Here is a 17,526-nt window from a genome sequence, read left to right as displayed (position 1 = left end):
TGCGGATCTTGATCGACACGGGGTTGATTGAGCACGCAATCGGGAGCAGGCTCGAACACTGGTGAGCGTGATCACACTCACCAGTTCCCGAGCCCACCACCGAGCCAGCGTTGGAGGCGCTATGCGGATCACCGTCAGCGTCGACGGGACCAGGTACACGGACGATGTCGAGCCTCGCATGTTGCTTGTGCACTACTTGCGCGAGCGGCTCGGCAAGACCGGAACCGTGGTCGGATGTGACACCAGCAATTGCGGGGCTTGTACCGTGCATCTGGACGGGCACAGCGTGAAGTCCTGCTCAGTCCTCGCGGTCCAGGCCGACGGCTGCGAGGTCACCACCATCGAGGGACTTGCCCGCGACGGCCAGATGCACCCAGTCCAGCAAGCATTCCACGACAACCACGCGTTGCAGTGCGGGTTCTGCACACCGGGCATGATCATGCAGGCGATCGACCTGCTCGCCGACGACCCGGATCCCGACGAGAACGCGGTCCGGCACGGCCTTGAGGGAAACCTCTGCCGCTGCACCGGTTATCAGAACATCGTGCGCGCGGTCCGTGATGCCGCGCAGAAGATGGCACCCGGCGCGGGTCCCGCCGCCGAACAGGTTTCCGACACAGAGATCACTTCTCGGGCACCGAGCCACACGGGAGGCGGTAACTGATGACCGCCGGGCAGATCGACACTGCTGAGCCTTCGCAAGAAATCGGCAAGGCCCGGCTGCGCAAGGAAGACGCTCGTCTGATCACCGGACGCACCCGGTGGACCGACAACCTCACGTTGCCCGGCATGCTGCACCTCGCCGTGCTGCGCAGCCCGATGGCACACGCCAAGATCGTCAGCATCGACGTGTCCGCGGCCCGCGAAATGCCCGGTGTCATCGCGGTCTTCACGGCCAAGGACCTCGATCCGGCCGGTGAGATCGGCGTGCCGTGCGCATGGCCGGTCACGCCGGACATGAAGCACCCGCGGCGGCCGATCCTCGCCGCGGACCAGGTCAACTTCGCCGGCGAAGGCGTCGCCGTCGTAGCCGCGCGCAGTGCCGCCGAGGCCGAGGACGCACTGGAATCCATCGACATCGAGTACGACGAGCTCCCTGTCGTGCTGGACATGGAAGCCGCGTTGGCCGAAGGCGCGCCACTGGTCCACGAGGACCTTGGCACGAACCGCAACGCCTTGTGGATCTTCGACTCCGGTGAGGCAGGCACCGGCGGCGACGTCGAGCAGGCCATCCAGGGCGCCGAAGTCACACTCACCCGCCGGTTCCGCCAGCAGCGGCTGATCCCGGCGTTCATGGAGCCACGCTCCACCGTCGTCGACCCGACCGGTCCCCAGCTCACCGTCTGGTCGTCCACCCAGATCCCGCACATCCTGCGCGTGATGACCGCGCTGACGCTCGGCGTGCAGGAGCACAAACTCCGGGTGATCGCGCCCGATGTCGGCGGCGGTTTCGGCGGCAAGATCGCCGTGCTGCCCGAGGAACTGATGACCATCCTGGTCGCCCAGAAACTCGGCAAACCGGTGAAGTGGACCGAAAGCCGGTCGGACGCCATGATCACCGCGCACCACGGCCGCGACCAGATCCAGGACATCACCGTCTCGGCCAACCGCGACGGCACGGTGACCGGCCTGAAGGTCGAACTGCTCGCCGACATGGGCGCGTACCTCGGCGTGGTCGCGCCGGGCGTGCCGTTGCTCGGCGCGTTCATGTACAACGCGATCTACAAGATCCCCGCGTACCGGTTCGTGTGCACGAACGTGTTCACCAACAAGACGATCACCGACGCCTACCGCGGCGCCGGTCGTCCGGAGGCCACGTTCGCGATCGAACGGATGATGGACGAGCTGGCCGCCGAGCTCGGCATGGATCCGATGGCAGTGCGGGAAAAGAACTGGATCAAGCACGAGGAGTTCCCGTTCACCACGGTCGCCGGGCTGACGTACGACTCGGGCAACTACGAAGCCGCGACCGAACGGGCCATGCAGCTGTTCGACTATGAAGGCTTGCGGCGTGAGCAGGAAGCGCGCCGCGCGTCGAACGACCCGGTCCAGCTCGGCATCGGCATCTCGACGTACACGGAGATGTGTGGCTTGGCGCCGTCCCGGGTGCTCGGCTCGCTGGCATACGGCGCAGGCGGTTGGGAAAGCGCGTCAATCCGCATGCTGCCGACCGGCAAGGTCGAGGTCATCACGGGTTCGTCCGCGCACGGCCAAGGCCATGAGACGGCGTGGAGCCAGATCGTGTCCGACCAGCTCGGCGTTCCCTTCGAGGACATCGAAGTGCTGCACGGCGACACCCAGTTCTCACCGAAGGGCATGGACACGTACGGTTCCCGTTCGCTGACCGTCGGCGGGACCGCGCTTGTCCTTGCCGCACAACGGGTCGTCGACAAGGCCAAACCGGTCGCGGCGCACATGCTCGAATGCTCGGTCGACGATGTCGAGTTCACCGGCGGCAAGTTCGCCGTGCAGGGCACCGACCAGTCGGTCAGCATCCAGGACGTGGCGCTGGCGGTGTTCGCCGCGCACGACCTGCCGGACGGCTTCGAGGCCAGCCTCGACTCCGATGCCACGTTCGACCCGGAGAACTTTTCCTATCCACATGGGACACACCTGTGTGCGGCCGAAGTGGACACTGAGACCGGGCGCGTGGCCATCCGGTCGTACGTCTGTGTCGATGATGTCGGCAAGGTGGTCAACCCGATGATCGTCGATGGCCAGGTGCACGGCGGTCTCGCACAGGGCATTGCCCAAGCGCTGTACGAGGAAGCGGTGCACGACGAAAGCGGAACGCTGACCACAGGCACGTTCGCCGACTACTACATTCCATCAGCGGCGGACATGCCGACGTTCGTGACCGACCGGACCGAGACCCCGGCGACGACAAACCCGTTGGGTGTCAAGGGAGTCGGTGAGGCAGGCACGATCGCGTCCACGCCTGCCGTTGTGAACGCGATCGTCGACGCGGTCCGGCACATGGGTGTCAACGACATCGAGATGCCGTGCTCGCCGATGCGCGTGTGGCAAGCGATCCACGGAGGTGCGCGATGATCCCCGCGCAGTTCGACTACGTCGCACCGGCCACTGTGGACGACGCGGTGCGGGAACTCGCCGACGCCGGCGACGACGGCAAGGTCATCGCGGGTGGGCAGAGCCTGTTGCCGGTGCTGCGGATGCGGCTCGCGGCGCCGTCGAAGCTCATCGACATCGGCCGGATCCCGGAGTTGCGCGGGATCCGCGAGGACGGCGACCACCTCGTGATCGGTGCGATGACCACGCATTACGAGGTACAACGCGACCCGTTGGTACGGGAGCACGCCTTGTTGCTCGCACTGGCCACGGACACCGTGGCGGATCCGCAAGTGCGGCACCGCGGCACGTTCGGCGGCTCGCTCGCCCACGCCGACGTGGCAGGCGACCTGCCCGCACCGGCATTGGCGATGGACGCCGTGATGGTCGTCGCGGGCATGGACGGGCGCCGGTCGGTGCCCGCGTCGGAGTTCTTCGTCGACTTCTTCACCACGGCGATGTCCCCCGCCGAACTGCTCGTCGAGGTGCGCGTGCCCAAGTACACCGGCTGGCGTTCGCACTACGAGAAGTTCAACCGGGTGGCGCAGTCGTGGTCGATGGTCGGCGTCGCCGCGATGGTCCGTACCGAAGGCGAGTCCATCGCCGAGGCACGGATAGGGCTGACCAACATGGCGTCGGTCCCCGTGCGTGCGCGTGCGGTGGAGGAGGCATTGGTCGGGCAAGCCGCGACAACGGAGAACATCAAGGCCGCGGCCCAACACGCCGCGAATGACACCAGTCCGACCAGTGACGGCAACGCCGATGGCGAGTACCGTAGCCACCTTGCTCGTGTACTCACCGGACGTGCGTTGACTGCCGCTATCGGTTAAGGAGACTGGGCCTGTGCAGCTGGAACATCAGTTCACCGTCGAAGCGCCGGTTGATGTCGTGTGGCAGGCCCTGCTGGATCCGGAAAGGGTGGCGCCGTGCATGCCCGGCGCCACCCTGACCAGCGTCGAAGGCACCGCGTTCGCCGGGTCGGTGAAGGTCAAACTGGGTCCGATCTCCCTGCTGTACAAGGGAAAGGGCGAATTCACCGAAACCGACGCGGAGACAAGGACGGTCAAGATCAAGGCGTCGGGCAAGGACGCCCGTAGTGGTACGGCGTCCGCCGACGTGACCGTCGTGCTGTCCGAAAAGGACGGCCAGACGACCGGAGCCGTGACGACAGACCTGACCATCACCGGCAAACCGGCGCAGTTCGGCCGCGGCATGATCGCCGAAGTGGGCGGCAAGATCCTGGACACCTTTGCCAAAAACTTGGCCGAAGTCGTGGCACCGCCGGCGAAAGCCCCGGAAGAAGTTGCTGAGCCGCCGGTGTCCGAGCCACTACGCGTCGTACCGGATCCGCAAGAGGCAGAAGCGATCGACTTGCTCCACTACGCCGGAAGCCCAGCGCTCAAACGGGTGTTGCCGCTGGTCGTGGTGGCCTTGATCGTGCTGTTTCTGCTAGCCCGCCGACGCCGGAAATAATCTACTGGCAGGATGGCGCGCATGCGCCGGCCCTTGCTCGCGACTTTCTGCGCGACTGTTCTGTTGGCAGCCGGGTGCGCGACCGGGAGCGTCGCGGACCCGAAGATCACGGTGCCCAACGCACCGCAGACCAACAACCTGTCAGGCTCGGCCAAACCCGACGACCAGGGCTTCACGGTGGTGGCGACCGGAGACGTGCTGATCCACCCGGCGCTGACCGACCAGGCAACCCAGGACGGCGGCGGCAAACGCGACTACCGGCAGATCTTCGCGGGCGTCAAGCCCACGATCAGCTCGGCGGACCTGGCGATCTGCCACCTCGAAGTGCCACTGGCCCCGCCGGACGGGCCGTTCAAGGGCTACCCGGAGTTCAGTGCGCCGCCGGAAGTCGCCGACGCACTGGCTGACGTCGGCTACGACGACTGCTCAACGGCGTCGAACCACACGCTGGACATGGGCGAGGCCGGCGTAACCCGAACCCTGGACGTCCTGGACAAGGCGGGCATCAAACACACCGGCTCGGCGCGGTCGTCGGAAGAGGCGAAGAAGCCGCTGATCTTGGACGTGAAAGGGATCAAGATCGGGCACGTCTCGTACACCTTCGGCTTCAACGGAAAGCAATTGCCTGCGGGCAAGCCGTGGCTGTCGAACACCCTGAAGGCCGACGACGTGATCGCGGCGGCGAAAGCCGCGAAGGGCCAAGGCGCGCAAGTGGTGATCGCCAGCCTGCACTGGGGCACGGAATTCGTGCACGAGCCGACCGCGGCGCAGAAGCGGGATGCCCAGAAACTGCTAGCGGATCCGAACATCGACCTGATCATCGGCCACCACGCGCACGTCGTGCAGCCCTTCGAGAAGATCAATGGAAAATGGGTCGCCTACGGCCTGGGCAACCACATCGCGAAACACTCCGAGCCGCGCGGGGTTTCCGAAGAAGGCGCGATCGCCCGGTTCCATTTCGCACGCAACGGCAACGGCTGGGCCGTGGACAAGGCTGAATACCTGCCGACCCTGATCGACCTTGGCCCACCGATCCGGCTGCTCGACCTGACGCAGGGCTCCCCCGCCGACTCCCGCCGGACCGAGGCCGTCAACCGCACCGAGGGCATCATCCTGTCCCGCAAAGCAGGCGACCAAGGGTTGATCCGCCCCAGCAAGTGATCAAGCCACTGCCTGCGGAAACTCGTTCTTCAGAAGACCTGCCGGACGGCGTTGCCGGAGCAGGTGGAGCGGGGTGACGGTCCCGCGCTCCAGGGACCGCTGACTAGGTCGTCTCCCTGTGGATTGGGCCTGCCGTGGTCATCAGGCGTTCGCCGCGGCCGCCCCACCTGAGCGAGATGATCTCCGCCGCGATCGACACCGCTGTCTCCTCCGGCGTTCGGGCACCCAGGTCCAAGCCGATCGGTGAGGACAATGTGGACAGTTCGGCCTCGGTCATCCCGGCTTCGCGCAGGCGGTCCAGGCGGTCCTCGTGTGTACGCCGCGACCCCATCGCGCCGACGTAACCGAGTTCCATCCGCAGAGCCTCCTGCAGCACCGGCACGTCGAACTTCGGGTCGTGCGTCAGCACCGCGACCACGGTCCGCGCATCCACCCGGCCCGCTTCAGCTTCTGCCTTCAGATACCGGTGCGGCCAATCCACGACCACCTCGTCGGCCTCCGGGAACCGGCTCTTGGTCGCGAAAACCGGCCGGGCGTCGCAGACCGTCACGCGGTAGCCGAGGAACGAACCGAGCCTGGCCATCGCCGAGGCGAAGTCGATCGCGCCGAAGACCAGCATCCGGGGCGGCGGCTCGAACGAAGCCACGAACACCGACATACCCTCACCACGACGCTGCCCGTCTGGGCCGTAATGCAGCGTGCCTGTACGGCCAGTGGCGAGCATGCCGCGTGCGTCGTCGGTCACCGCGTCGTTCATACGAGACGAACCGAGGTCGCCGACAACGCGGTCCGGCCAGATGATCATGCGTTGGCCGAGGCGTGCGGCGTCGGAGTGTTCGATCACCGTCGCCAAAGCGACGGCTTGCTCGGTCCTGATCGACTCGGCGAGTTGAGGGAACTCGGGGAAGCTCTGTGAATTCACCGCCTCGACGTAGATGTCCAGGATGCCGCCGCAGGTCAGGCCGACAGCGAACGCGTCGTCGTCGCTCACGCCGTAGCGCTGCAGCACGGGTTGCCCGTCCGCGATCACCGTCTGGCCGAGGTCGTAGACCGCTCCTTCGACGCAACCGCCTGAGACACTGCCGAAGGCCTCGTCGCGTTCGGTGACCATCATGGCCGCGCCAGGCGAGCGCGGTGCTGAGCTGAATGTCGCGACAACTGTCGCCAGCCCGACCGTCTCGCCGGCTTCGTAGCGCTTGACCAACTCGTCGAGCACGTCACGCACGGCGTACCTCCACCAACAGTTCCTCCAGCGTTGCCAGGCTGTGGCCAGCCAACAACTTCTCAACGTGTTTACCGGCCGCAACGATCCCGGACTGGACCGGTCGATAGCCGTCCCGTCCGGCGTGCGGGTTCACCCAGAACACGGCGTGCGCCAGCCGTCGCAGCCGGGCCATCTGCTCGCCGAGCAGTCCTGGGTCACCGCGCTCCCAACCGTCTGAGAACAACACCACGACCGCTTGTCGTGCCACGCCGCGTTGGCCCCATCGGTCCAGGAAGGCCCGTAGTCCTTCGCCGAGCCGCGTACCGCCTGCGAAGTCGGGGACAGCACGGGACGCGGCCGCGAGCGCGACCTCGGGGTCACGCTGACGGAGCTGACGTGAAACGCGGGTGAGCCTGGTGCCCAAGGTGAACACCTCAGCATGAGTTCGCCGCGCGACCGCGTGCGCGAAACGCAGCAACGCGTCGGCGTACGGGCTCATCGAGCCGGAGATGTCCACGAGCAGTACAACCCGGCGGGGCCGCTTTCCCTTCCTTCGATAGTTCAGCCGGATCGGTTCACCAGTCGCCCGCATCGCCTGCAAGGTCCGGCGCGGGTCCAGTTCACCCCTGCGGTACGGCTCCTTGCGGAACGCCGCACGCATCGGCGGATCAGGCTTGAGCAAGACCATCAGCTCACGCAGATGTGCCCGCTCTGCCGGGCTCAGGTCACTGATATCCCTGTGCCGCAACACTTCTGTGTCACTTGCCGCCACACCCAGCTCGTCCGGCTCGGTCGACCCGATGCCTTGACCCACGCTCGGCACCATCGCGGCGATCACGCTCTGCTGCGGCTTGGCCGCGCTCTGCCGGGGCGGTGCCGGAGTGCTTCCGGTGAACCAGGCGTGGAATGCCTCGTCGTAGCGCGGCAGGTCGTCGGGGTCGCCGCACAGCGTCACCCGGCCCGCCCAGTACAGCCGGTCAGGGACGGCGATGTCGATGTGCTCGACCGCGGCCAGATATGCCTGGACCCGCTCCGGGTCGCACGCCAGCCCGGCGGCTCGCAGCGTCGCCGCGAACCCGACCAGCCCCGGAACAGGGTCCATACCTCACCCCGCCAGCAACGCGTCGAGATCCACTCGTACGCGGTCCGCGTCCTCGCGGTACTTCAGCACCGCTCCCAACGTGATCGCCGCGGCCTCGGCGTCGAGTTCCGTCCTGCCCAACGCCAGCAAGGCTTCGGCCCAGTCGATGGTTTCCGCAACGCCCGGTGGCTTCAGCAACTCGGCTGCCCGCAGGCGCCGGACCGCGTTCGCGACCTGCGCTGCCAGCCGATCCGATATCCCGGGCAGTCGTCGCTTGAGGATCTGCACTTCACGGGCCAGATCCGGGTGCTCAAGCCAGTGGTACAGGCACCGGCGCTTCAACGCGTCGTGCACTTCGCGGGTCCGGTTGGACGTAAGGATCACCAGCGGCGCGACCTCGGCCCGTACCTCCCCGATCTCGGGCAGGGTCACGGCGTTCTCGCTGAGCACTTCGAGCAGGAACGCCTCGAATTCGTCGTCCGCGCGGTCGATCTCGTCGACCAGCAGCACACAAGGTGCTTCCCGCAGCGCTCTGAGCAACGGCCGGGCCAGCAGGAACCGCTCGGTGTAGAGCGACTGCTCGGCCGCGTCGGCGTCCAGTTCGCCGTGCGACGCCGCCTCCAAGGCCCGCAGGTGCAACAGCTGACGAGGGAAGTCCCAGTCGTACAGCGCCTGCGTCGCGTCGATGCCCTCGTGACACTGCAGGCGGATCAGGGGAACCCCGAGTGCCTGGGCCAGGGAAGTCGCCAGCGAGGTCTTCCCTGTGCCCGGCTCGCCCTCGCAGAACAGCGGCCGATGCATTCGCAGGGACAGGAACGCGGCCGTGGCCAGGCCGTCGTCGGCCAGATAGCCGACGCCGTCCAGCGCTTTTGCCAGGTCCTCGGGGGCAGGCACCGACATCCACGTCATTCAGTGAGGGTAGGTCAGGGTCGGCGAATCCGGGGACTGCCAGGGCCGTTCCCGGATGTCCGTACGCTGTCGAAATCGGATCCTTGAACCATGACGAACGAGATCTACACCCGCAAGCTCCGCCGCAGCCGCACCGACCGGATGGTGGCCGGGGTGTGTGGCGGCTGGGCACACGTTCTCGGCGTGGACGCCGCCCTGCTGCGCATCCTGCTCGTCGCGGCGACCATCCTCGGCTTCGGTACGGGCGCGATCCTGTACCTGATCTGCTGGATCCTGATGCCCCAGGAGCCGACCCCCGACTGGTGACCAGTGGCCGGTGACTCACCGACAGTGACGCAGGCCACAACGCAGTAATTTTTCGCATTTCGTGTATCCAGGCCAGGGCCTCTCGCTCTTGTGACAGCGAAGACCCGTTCGACCTGGAGGCATGATGAGCCGACCGCATGAGCCGGAGATCGCGGCGATCCGCGACTCGCTGGCCGCGTTCGGTGATCCATGGCAGGTCGGTGAGACCCGGCTGAGCCGCCTGCCAGAGCGGTTACGGCGAGTGCGCCTCGGTGTGCCCGCGCCGGAGCAGACAGACATCGACGCACGTGCCGGCCAGGCCGAGCGAATGGCGGCCGAGGCACTGGAAGCCGTTGGGCAGCAAGTGGTCGCGGCCACCGCACCGGCGTCGACGTTGCCGAAGTCCTTTGATCTCAGGGAAGTCAGCGGACGCGACTTCGTCACGTCGGTCAAGGACCAAGGCAGCTGCGGTTCTTCGGTCTCGTTCGGCACGCTCGCCGCCCTGGAGACCACGGCCGCGTACACGCGTGGTGCGCCCGGACTGAACCTCGACCTGTCCGAGGCCCACCTTTTCCACAGCCACGCCCGCGCCCGCGGCTACACCAGCGACTCCGGGTCGTGGCCGGACGATCTCTTCGACGACGCCGCGACCAAGGGCGTCACGTTCGAGGACTACTTCCCCTATCAGGACAACGGTTCCGGCGCGGCCAACCCGGACTGGCCGAACCGGCTGGCCAAGGCGGCCGGAGTCACCGACCTGACTGGCAACCCCGCGGCCATCAAGCAGCACATCTTCGGATATGGCGCGGTGGCAACGTGTTTCGTTGTGTACGCCGACTTCTTCCATTACCGCGGCGGCGTGTACAAGCACACGACCGATCGACTCGCCGGCGGGCACTGCGCCGCGTTGATCGGCTGGGACGATGATTCGCAGTGCTGGATCGCCAAGAACTCGTGGGGCACCACCTGGGGCGAGGACGGTTTCTTCCGCATCGCGTACGGCGAGTGCTTCATTGAGGACTACCCGAGCCCACGACCGACCGTTTTCGGTTGTACGGCAGTGCATTTGCGCGCATGGTTGCCTGCGCAGCGCGCGCTGAGGCTCTTTGCCACGGCCAATGACGCGAACGGCTGGGCGTATCTCGAGAACCTGGGTTGGACGCACCTGGCGGGCGGGCCACACAGCACCACGAACAAGCTCGCGATGCTGACGCACGCAAGGGCCAGCGGCCACCCGGTCACACCATTCATCAACGGAAACGAACTCTCCACTGTGCAGGTGGCGGACTGATGATTCAACCACCCGTGCCAAGCCCATATGCCGAGCTGGACACGCCTGAGGACTGGGCGCCATACGGGGATGCGGCGATGAGCCCGCAGACTGCGGCGCCGACGCAGTCGGGCTGGCACATCGGTCACACCATCTCGGACTTGTGGTCCTATGAGGACGCTTCCGGCGTCTGGGTGCTTGTCGACGGCATTGGCTGGAAACGGTTGTCACCGGCCAGCCGGTCCGGGCACACCCACATGACCTTGCTGGCCGGCGCGGCCACGCACGACAACTTGCCCGTCGATTTCCACGAGGACTCCGACGGGCAGATCGACCAACTGATCGTCTAGGTATGCCACCGAGATGTATGCCACCGGGACGGGCCGAGGGGGGCCGCACAACGGAGGTGGTGGCCGGCAGCACGAGGGGGGTTGCCGGCCACCGTCTCCCTACCAAGGAGATAACGCCCAATGAGATGTCGGGTGGTGACCAGACTCACCGGATTTGCCGAGGGGAAATCGGGGGCACCGGGGGATGGGGGCGGCGCGGGCCGGCCATGGGTTTTCGCCATGGCCGGCCTGCGCCACATCAGCGGGTATGTCCGCCAAGTGAGCGACCGATCATGAGCGGTTTGATCACGGTCCGTTCGAGGACGCCGTTACGTTCTCGGTCGCTAGTCCATTCGGGTGAGTTATGTATCCAGACAGGATCTCGCCGTTCATGTACTTCACGAAGGTCGCGATACTTCCGTCGCCAGCTGAAGGACGACACCCGGAATGGGGTGGGCGTGGTGACTGATGTTCGAACCGCGGAAGCTGACCCGCCATGGGAGGGTCTGCAGGGCGCTGAGCGCTACGCGGCGTGCATGCACGCCGCGAGAGCGGGCAGCCTGATCGCGCGGTCGACTCTGGTCAAGGACCTCACCCCGTTGGTCTGGCATGTCGCGCGGGGCAACGGGCTTGACCGCACCACCGCTGAGGACGTCGTGCAGACCGTCTGGCTGGCGTTGTTCAGCCACCTCCACTCGCTGACCGAGCCGAAGGCGCTGGCCGGTTGGTTGATCACCACCACCCGCCGGGAAGCTCAGCGGGTACGTACCAAGGGCGCGAACGACCTGCCGCTCACCGATGAGATGGCCGAGCAGCTGACCAGCACCCAGCCGCAACCCGAAGACGAAGCACTGCGCGTGGACCGTGACACACGGTTGTGGCGCGCGTTCGGCGAGTTGCCGGAGAAGTGCCAGGAGCTGCTGCGGTTGACCGTACTGGCCGGTCGTAGCGAATATCGCCTGGTAGCCGAGGCTATGCAGATGAAGCGTGGCAGCATCGGACCGACGCGGGGCCGGTGCTTGAACACGCTGAGGGAGCTCTTGGACACCGAAGGGGGCGGCGGATGACGAAGATCGATCCGACGGGAGGCCAGGCGTATCCCGACGACGAGACCCTGCTGGCCGACCTGGACCGAATGATCGACGAGTTCGATCCGCCGCCTGCCGGCCTGGTCGAGCGCATCCAGTTCGCGATCGCGCTCGAGGACCTGGATGTCGAGGTCGCGCGGTGGGAGCGCGCCGACTCACTCGCCGGAGTGCGCGGCGGCGACCAGGGGACCATCACGTTCACGGTGAGCGACCTGACCGTGATGATCAACCTGACCAGGATCGGCGAGAACAACCGGATCGATGGCTGGCTCGTGCCCGCCGGCGAGCATTCGGTGGAAGTGCGCGTCGCCGAACACGGATCACAGGAAACGACCGCGGACGAAGGCGGCCGGTTCGTACTGGACGGCGTTCCGCGGGGGACGACACAGATCATCATCCAGCTGGACGGACCACCGGCCAGAACCGTGGTGACACCGACAGTGCTGCTCTGATCTGCTTTGATAAAAGCGCGTGGAAGCCCTCGGCGTCCACGCGCTTTTTCATGCCGTGACCAGGCGTGAAAGGCTTTCCGGCAATTCGGCTGAGTGGATTACGCCGAGTCGCTGAGTGGCCCGGGTGAGTGCGACATAAAGGTCGTTCACGCCGCGCGGCGAATCATTGAGAATACTGGCCGGTTCGACCACCAGAACGGAGTCGAATTCCAGGCCCTTCGCCTGCCACACGGTCAGGATCGAGACCTGGCTTTCCAGGTCGACGTCCGGGCGGACTCCGGTGAATCCGGCCGGGACGATCACCCCGAGCCTGCCGTCCCCGATTTCGGCCGCCTCCTTGGCGATGATCTCCGGCAGCTGCGCCTCGATGTCGCTGACCTGGCGGTGCCACGGATCCATGCCGGAATCGCGGACGGACTTGGGCGCGTCGGCGTCAGGACCGAGCACGTCCGCTGCGACGGCCATGATCTCCGAGGGCGTGCGGTAGTTGACCGTCAAGTGCTCCATGCGCCACCGGTCCTCGACGTATGGTTCGAGCGCGGCGCCCCATTCCGTTGTCCCCGCCGGGTCGCCGGTCTGGGCCACGTCGCCGACGAGCGTCATGGACCGGCTGGGGCACCTGCGCATCAGTACACGCCATGCCATCGCGGACAGCTCCTGTGCCTCGTCCACGATCACGTGCCCGAACGTCCATTCCCGGTCGTCCGCGGCGCGTTCGGCGGCGGTGCGGTAGTCGACCTCCTCGTACCGCCCGGCCAGCCTGCCCGCGTCGATCAGGTCGGTGGCCATCAGGATCTCGGGATCGGCCGCGTCGTCCAGGTCGAGGATGTCCAGCACGCCGCTGGCGTAATCGATCTCCTCCTGGCGCCTGCGTGCGTCGGCGGCCTTCTGCTTGGTGTCGTCCACGCCGAGCCGTTCGGCGGCCTCGTCGAGCAGTGCCGCGTCGGCGACCGTCCACCCACCCGGTTCCCGTTGCAGCTCAGGGAAATCAGGCGCGGCTGACGCGAGCAGTTCTGGTGAGGAGAACAGGTCCTCGAGCAGTTCCTGAGGGGTGAGGATCGGCCACAGCCAGTCGATGGCCTGCTGAACCTCGGGCGACTCGCGCAGTTCGCGTTTGATCTCCTCGATGTCGGCCTCTTCGAGCAAGTTGGCGCCACCCAACGGGTCCGCGCCGATCTTGTCGGCGTACTGGCGCGCCAACGCGTCGAGGATGGTGGGCACGATCAACGGCTTGGCCTTGTTGTGCACCCGCCGGGAACGCCGGGCGACCGCGCGGGCCTGGACGCAGGTTTTCTTGTCCAGCTTGAGGATCTCGCGCTCGAACTCGATCTCCAGGTAGTCGTCGGGGACCCGCTGCCGGTCGCGGACGGCGGCCTTGAGCACGTCGACCATCTCGATCCGGCCCTTGATCTCGGCCACCGCGACCGATTCGGTCCGGTCCGGCTGCATACCGGGGAACAGCTCGCCGACCGTGGACAGCAGAACACCAGTCTCACCAAGGGAAGGCAGAACCTGGCTGATGTAACGCAGGAATGTCGCGTTCGGACCGACAACGAGCACACCGCGCCGGGACAACTGCTCGCGGTACGTGTACATCAGGTACGCCGCGCGGTGTAGCGCGACGGCAGTCTTGCCCGTGCCCGGGCCGCCTTGCACGACAAGGATTCCGTTGAGACCAGAGCGGATGATCTTGTCCTGCTCGGCCTGGATGGTCTGCACGATGTCGTTCATCCGGCCGGTGCGGTTCGCGTTGACGGCCGCGAGCAGCGCGGCCTCACCGGTCAGGCCTTCATGGCGGGTCGGATCGGCGGCATCGAGGTCGAGCACCTCGTCGTCGAGCGCCGTGACCTTGCGCATGCTGGTGCGAATGTGCCGGCGCCGCTTCACCCCGTCCGGAGCGGCGGCCGTGGCGAGGTAGAACGGACGGGCAGCGGGTGCCCGCCAGTCCATCAGCAGCGGCTCGTAGTCGTTGTCCTCGTCGAAGATCCCGATCCGGCCGATGTGCTGGTGTGAATGATCGTCAAAATCAAGCCGACCGAAGACGAGCCCGTTTTCAACCGAGTTGTACTGAGCGAGCTGCTGCGAATACATGACGTTGGCCGCTTCCCGCTCGGTGCGGGCCTGCGGGGTGCCGCCAGTTTGCTTGAGCACCTTGGCCAACTGGTCGCCAGTGCGCGCCCTGAGCTCGTCGAGACGGCCATAGAGCATCGAAACGACCTGTTGTTCCAGCTCGATTTCCCCGCTTGACAACCGGCTTTCCCTTCGCTAAAATAATGCCATCGGCCAAAGCTTTGTTGGTCGATTTTTTGTGTCGCGAAGAGTCAATGTATCAACAATTCTGACCAATTGCGAACACACACTTTCCGGCCCGTGATCGACGGCTACGCTCGCACCCATGGACGACGAAGGCCCCTCCCCCAACACCGGTGCAGCGCGGCTGATCGTCCTGCTGTGCGCGTTCGGCCTGGCGACAGTGGGTGCCTTCAGCGCGTTCTTCGCCACCGAGATCCTGGCGACGGTGCTCGGCACACCTTCCCGACCGAGCACAGGCGCGCTGATCTTGTGCGCGATGGTGCCGATCGCCGCGGCCGTCGGGGCAGCGATCGTTTCGGTGCGGGTCAAGGGAATGGGCAAGATCTTGTCGCTCGGCTGCGGCACGCTGATCCTCGGCGCGCTCGCGACAGTGATCCTGATGGTCGTCATCGCCGCCTGACACTTGCGCCGTGCACAAGTGTCCACTTAGAACTGTTCAGCCTTGCGCGGTTGCAGGCCGCGCAGCGCGGTCTCCACCACCCGGTCGGCGTATTCGGGCGTCAGCGGGCCGGTGCGCTGGAGCCACCGGTTGAGGATCGGCCCGAACAACATGTCGACGGCCACGTCGAGGTCGACGTCCTCAGCCACTTGCCCGGCCCGCTGGGCGGCTCGCAGACGATCCTTCTTCAACTCCCGCATCGGCTCGTCAAGCCGCTTGGCGTAGTCCGCCGCCAGCGCGGGGTCGTGGACGATCTCGGTGTGCAAGGCGCGCATGGGCTGGTCGTAGCGCGGCTCGTTCAGTTCGGCGACGGTGGCGCGCAGAACCATCTTCAGGTCGGCCATTACGTCGCCGGTGTCGGGCAGGGCCGCGGCCTGGTCCTCCTGTCCGTCGGTGGCGAGCGTCAGGAAGGCGTCGAAGAGCAGCGAGCCCTTCGACGGCCACCAGCGGTAGATCGTCTGTTTGCCGACGCCTGCGGCCGCGGCGATGCCCTCGATCGTGAGTTTCGCGTATCCGACCTCGCCGACCAGGTCAAGGGCAGCGGCAAGGATGGCTCGCCGCGCGGTCTCGCTGCGGCGACTGGCGTCGGGGGTGACCTTCTGAGGCACGTGCCCGACTCTAACAGGGCATGAGACGAGACGGTCCGTCTTGACAACCGTCCGCGGGCGCCTTAGATTGCCTCACATAACGAGACGGAACGGTTCGTCTCGTCAACGAAGGGATATTGATGGAAACCTCAGGCGCTACCGAATCTCACGGATCCCGGGTCTGGTTCATCACCGGGGCCAGCCGCGGTCTCGGCCGCGCCTTCACCGAGGCCGCGCTCTCGGCGGGCGACCGAGTTGTCGGCGCGGCACGTGATGTCTCACCGCTCGACGACCTCGTGGCCAGGCACCCGGGCCGCCTGCTGGCATTACGCCTCGACGTAACAGACCGCGCGGCGGTCTTCGACGTGGTCGCCAAGGCAGTCCAGCACTTCGGCCGGCTCGACGTCGTCGTGAACAACGCCGGGGCACTGTTCGCCGGAATGGTGGAGGAGTTCACCGAAACCCAGGCCCGCGCCCAACTGGAGGTCAACTTCTTCGGCGCACTCTGGGTCAGCCAAGCCGTCCTGCCGCAACTGCGGGCACAGGGCAGCGGACACATCGTGCAGATCTCCAGCATCGGCGGGCTCGGCGGCTTCCCCAGCACCGGGCTCTACAGTGCGAGCAAGTTCGCGCTGGAAGGCATGAGTGAGGCGTTGGCCGCCGAGGCCGCCCAGTTCGGCGTGAAAGTCACCATCGTGCAGCCAGGTGGCTACTGGACGGACCTCTACACCAGCAGTACGGCTACAGTCCCGAACCCCAGCTACGACTCGCTGCGCGACGAGTTGGCGAAGCAGTGGGCGGAAGGATCGATCGACAGCGAGCCACAGCTGGCCGCCGAGGCGATGATGAAGCTGGTCGCCAGCGACGACCCGCCGCTACGGCTGTTGCTCGGCAGCATGGTCTACGACCTCGCCTTCGACATCGCCAAGCAGCGCATGGATACATGGGCCGGTTGGGAAGAGGTGAGCCGCGCCGCGGAGAAAGCGGTTCCCGCGCCGAAGTGACGGCGTGGCCCCGCCTTGCGGCCTGGTTTCGCATGCCTGGCTTCCAGCCTGGGCACGCATGCCTGCTATCCAGCGTGGTTTCGTGTCCACACAGCACTGCGCCCCAGGGAAAACTCCCTGGGGCGCAGTGGGTGTTCTGCTACCTACCTCGCGGTGGTGGACTTGATCAGAAGTCCATGCCGCCGGTCGGGTCGCCACCGGCCGGGGCCGCGGGGGCCTTCTCCGGCTTGTCGGCCACGACGGCCTCGGTGGTCAGGAACAGAGCCGCGATCGAGGCGGCGTTCTGCAGCGCCGAGCGGGTGACCTTGGCCGGGTCGATGATGCCCGCGTCGACCAGGTTGCGGTACTCGCCGGTGGCGGCGTCCAGGCCCTCGCCCTGCTTGAGGCCCTTGACCTTCTCCACCACAACTCCGCCTTCGAGGCCGGCGTTGATGGCGATCTGCTTCAGCGGCGCCTCGACGGCCACCTTCACGATGTTGGCACCGGTGGCCTCGTCGCCCGACAGCTTCAGGCCGGCGAAGGCCTCCTCGGCGGCCTGCAGCAGGGCCACGCCACCACCGGCGACGATGCCCTCCTCGACGGCAGCCTTGGCGTTGCGTACGGCGTCCTCGATGCGGTGCTTGCGCTCCTTGAGCTCGACCTCGGTGGCCGCGCCCGCCTTGATCACCGCGACACCGCCGGCCAGCTTGGCCAGGCGCTCCTGCAGCTTCTCGCGGTCGTAGTCCGAGTCGCTCTTCTCGATCTCAGCGCGGATCTGGTTGACCCGGCCCTGGATCTGCTCGGCGTCACCGGCACCCTCGACGATCGTGGTCTCGTCCTTGGTCACGACGACCTTGCGGGCCTTGCCCAGCAGCGAGATGTC

The 17,526-nt window shown here is 66.5% G+C and carries 18 protein-coding genes; 12 read left to right on the top strand and 6 right to left on the bottom strand.

Going from position 1 to position 17,526, the window contains the following annotated elements; genetic code table 11:
• The first annotated feature begins 121 nt into the window (after nt 1-121).
• Genes B9C43_RS50830 through B9C43_RS50810 form a run of 5 tightly spaced genes read left to right on the top strand, consistent with a single transcriptional unit; the run spans nt 122 to nt 5,703 of the window.
• The gene (locus tag B9C43_RS50830) at nt 122-664 is read left to right on the top strand and encodes a (2Fe-2S)-binding protein (RefSeq protein WP_033390403.1); all 543 of its coding nucleotides are present in this window, start codon (nt 122-124) and stop codon (nt 662-664) included.
• On the top strand, nt 664-3,051 hold the full coding sequence (locus B9C43_RS50825) for a xanthine dehydrogenase family protein molybdopterin-binding subunit (protein ID WP_084434466.1): 2,388 nt from the start codon (nt 664-666) through the stop codon (nt 3,049-3,051). Before B9C43_RS50830 ends, B9C43_RS50825 begins: the two co-directional genes overlap by 1 nt.
• Complete coding sequence (locus B9C43_RS50820) at nt 3,048-3,899, top strand: FAD binding domain-containing protein (RefSeq protein ID WP_084434465.1); 852 nt, start codon at nt 3,048-3,050, stop codon at nt 3,897-3,899. Before B9C43_RS50825 ends, B9C43_RS50820 begins: the two co-directional genes overlap by 4 nt.
• A gap of 13 nt (nt 3,900-3,912) precedes the next feature.
• Nucleotides 3,913-4,542, top strand: coding sequence for an SRPBCC family protein (locus B9C43_RS50815; protein ID WP_033390406.1), 630 nt, complete (start codon nt 3,913-3,915; stop codon nt 4,540-4,542).
• 21 nt (nt 4,543-4,563) lie between these two features.
• On the top strand, nt 4,564-5,703 hold the full coding sequence (locus tag B9C43_RS50810; protein ID WP_084434464.1) for a CapA family protein: 1,140 nt from the start codon (nt 4,564-4,566) through the stop codon (nt 5,701-5,703).
• Between the two features lie 103 nt (nt 5,704-5,806).
• Here B9C43_RS50810 and B9C43_RS50805 read toward each other — a convergent pair whose 3' ends face one another.
• Genes B9C43_RS50805 through B9C43_RS50795 form a run of 3 tightly spaced genes read right to left on the bottom strand, consistent with a single transcriptional unit; the run spans nt 5,807 to nt 8,888 of the window.
• Nucleotides 5,807-6,928, bottom strand: coding sequence for an XdhC family protein (locus B9C43_RS50805; protein WP_033390409.1), 1,122 nt, complete (start codon nt 6,926-6,928; stop codon nt 5,807-5,809).
• Nucleotides 6,921-8,009: a vWA domain-containing protein gene (locus B9C43_RS50800; protein ID WP_084434463.1), complete on the bottom strand. Its 1,089-nt coding sequence runs from the start codon at nt 8,007-8,009 to the stop codon at nt 6,921-6,923. Before B9C43_RS50800 ends, B9C43_RS50805 begins: the two co-directional genes overlap by 8 nt.
• 3 nt (nt 8,010-8,012) lie before the next feature.
• Nucleotides 8,013-8,888 (bottom strand): AAA family ATPase, encoded by an 876-nt coding sequence (locus B9C43_RS50795; protein ID WP_051897123.1) that lies wholly within the window; start codon nt 8,886-8,888, stop codon nt 8,013-8,015.
• A 99-nt stretch (nt 8,889-8,987) separates the two neighbouring features.
• Between B9C43_RS50795 and B9C43_RS50790 the strand changes: the two genes are divergently transcribed.
• From B9C43_RS50790 to B9C43_RS50770, 5 genes are all read left to right on the top strand, one after another.
• Nucleotides 8,988-9,203, top strand: coding sequence for a PspC domain-containing protein (locus tag B9C43_RS50790; protein ID WP_033390413.1), 216 nt, complete (start codon nt 8,988-8,990; stop codon nt 9,201-9,203).
• A gap of 124 nt (nt 9,204-9,327) precedes the next feature.
• Nucleotides 9,328-10,473 (top strand): C1 family peptidase, encoded by a 1,146-nt coding sequence (locus B9C43_RS50785; RefSeq protein WP_084434462.1) that lies wholly within the window; start codon nt 9,328-9,330, stop codon nt 10,471-10,473.
• Nucleotides 10,473-10,802 (top strand): hypothetical protein, encoded by a 330-nt coding sequence (locus tag B9C43_RS50780; protein WP_143447187.1) that lies wholly within the window; start codon nt 10,473-10,475, stop codon nt 10,800-10,802. The genes B9C43_RS50785 and B9C43_RS50780 overlap by 1 nt, the downstream gene beginning before the upstream one ends.
• A gap of 440 nt (nt 10,803-11,242) precedes the next feature.
• On the top strand, nt 11,243-11,848 hold the full coding sequence (locus tag B9C43_RS50775; RefSeq protein WP_033390417.1) for an RNA polymerase sigma factor: 606 nt from the start codon (nt 11,243-11,245) through the stop codon (nt 11,846-11,848).
• Nucleotides 11,845-12,321 (top strand): hypothetical protein, encoded by a 477-nt coding sequence (locus B9C43_RS50770; protein WP_051897125.1) that lies wholly within the window; start codon nt 11,845-11,847, stop codon nt 12,319-12,321. Before B9C43_RS50775 ends, B9C43_RS50770 begins: the two co-directional genes overlap by 4 nt.
• 48 nt (nt 12,322-12,369) lie before the next feature.
• Here B9C43_RS50770 and B9C43_RS50765 read toward each other — a convergent pair whose 3' ends face one another.
• Nucleotides 12,370-14,529: a HelD family protein gene (locus B9C43_RS50765; protein WP_084434525.1), complete on the bottom strand. Its 2,160-nt coding sequence runs from the start codon at nt 14,527-14,529 to the stop codon at nt 12,370-12,372.
• A gap of 187 nt (nt 14,530-14,716) precedes the next feature.
• Between B9C43_RS50765 and B9C43_RS50760 the strand changes: the two genes are divergently transcribed.
• Nucleotides 14,717-15,034, top strand: coding sequence for a hypothetical protein (locus B9C43_RS50760; protein WP_033390414.1), 318 nt, complete (start codon nt 14,717-14,719; stop codon nt 15,032-15,034).
• 26 nt (nt 15,035-15,060) lie between these two features.
• Here B9C43_RS50760 and B9C43_RS50755 read toward each other — a convergent pair whose 3' ends face one another.
• Complete coding sequence (locus B9C43_RS50755; RefSeq protein WP_084434460.1) at nt 15,061-15,681, bottom strand: TetR/AcrR family transcriptional regulator; 621 nt, start codon at nt 15,679-15,681, stop codon at nt 15,061-15,063.
• 119 nt (nt 15,682-15,800) lie between these two features.
• On the opposite strand from B9C43_RS50755, the gene B9C43_RS50750 reads away from it, so the two are divergent.
• The gene (locus B9C43_RS50750) at nt 15,801-16,664 is read left to right on the top strand and encodes an SDR family oxidoreductase (RefSeq protein WP_084434459.1); all 864 of its coding nucleotides are present in this window, start codon (nt 15,801-15,803) and stop codon (nt 16,662-16,664) included.
• A 166-nt stretch (nt 16,665-16,830) separates the two neighbouring features.
• Here the strand turns inward: B9C43_RS50750 and B9C43_RS50745 are convergent.
• Nucleotides 16,831-17,526 (bottom strand): TCP-1/cpn60 chaperonin family protein (locus B9C43_RS50745; RefSeq protein WP_327225311.1); only part of this gene is annotated, 696 nt, incomplete at its 5' end.

The sequence above is a fragment of the Kibdelosporangium aridum genome, from assembly GCF_900176515.1.
GTDB classification, from domain to species: Bacteria; Actinomycetota; Actinomycetes; order Mycobacteriales; family Pseudonocardiaceae; genus Kibdelosporangium; species Kibdelosporangium aridum.
This window is presented reverse-complemented; position numbering and strand designations above follow the sequence as displayed.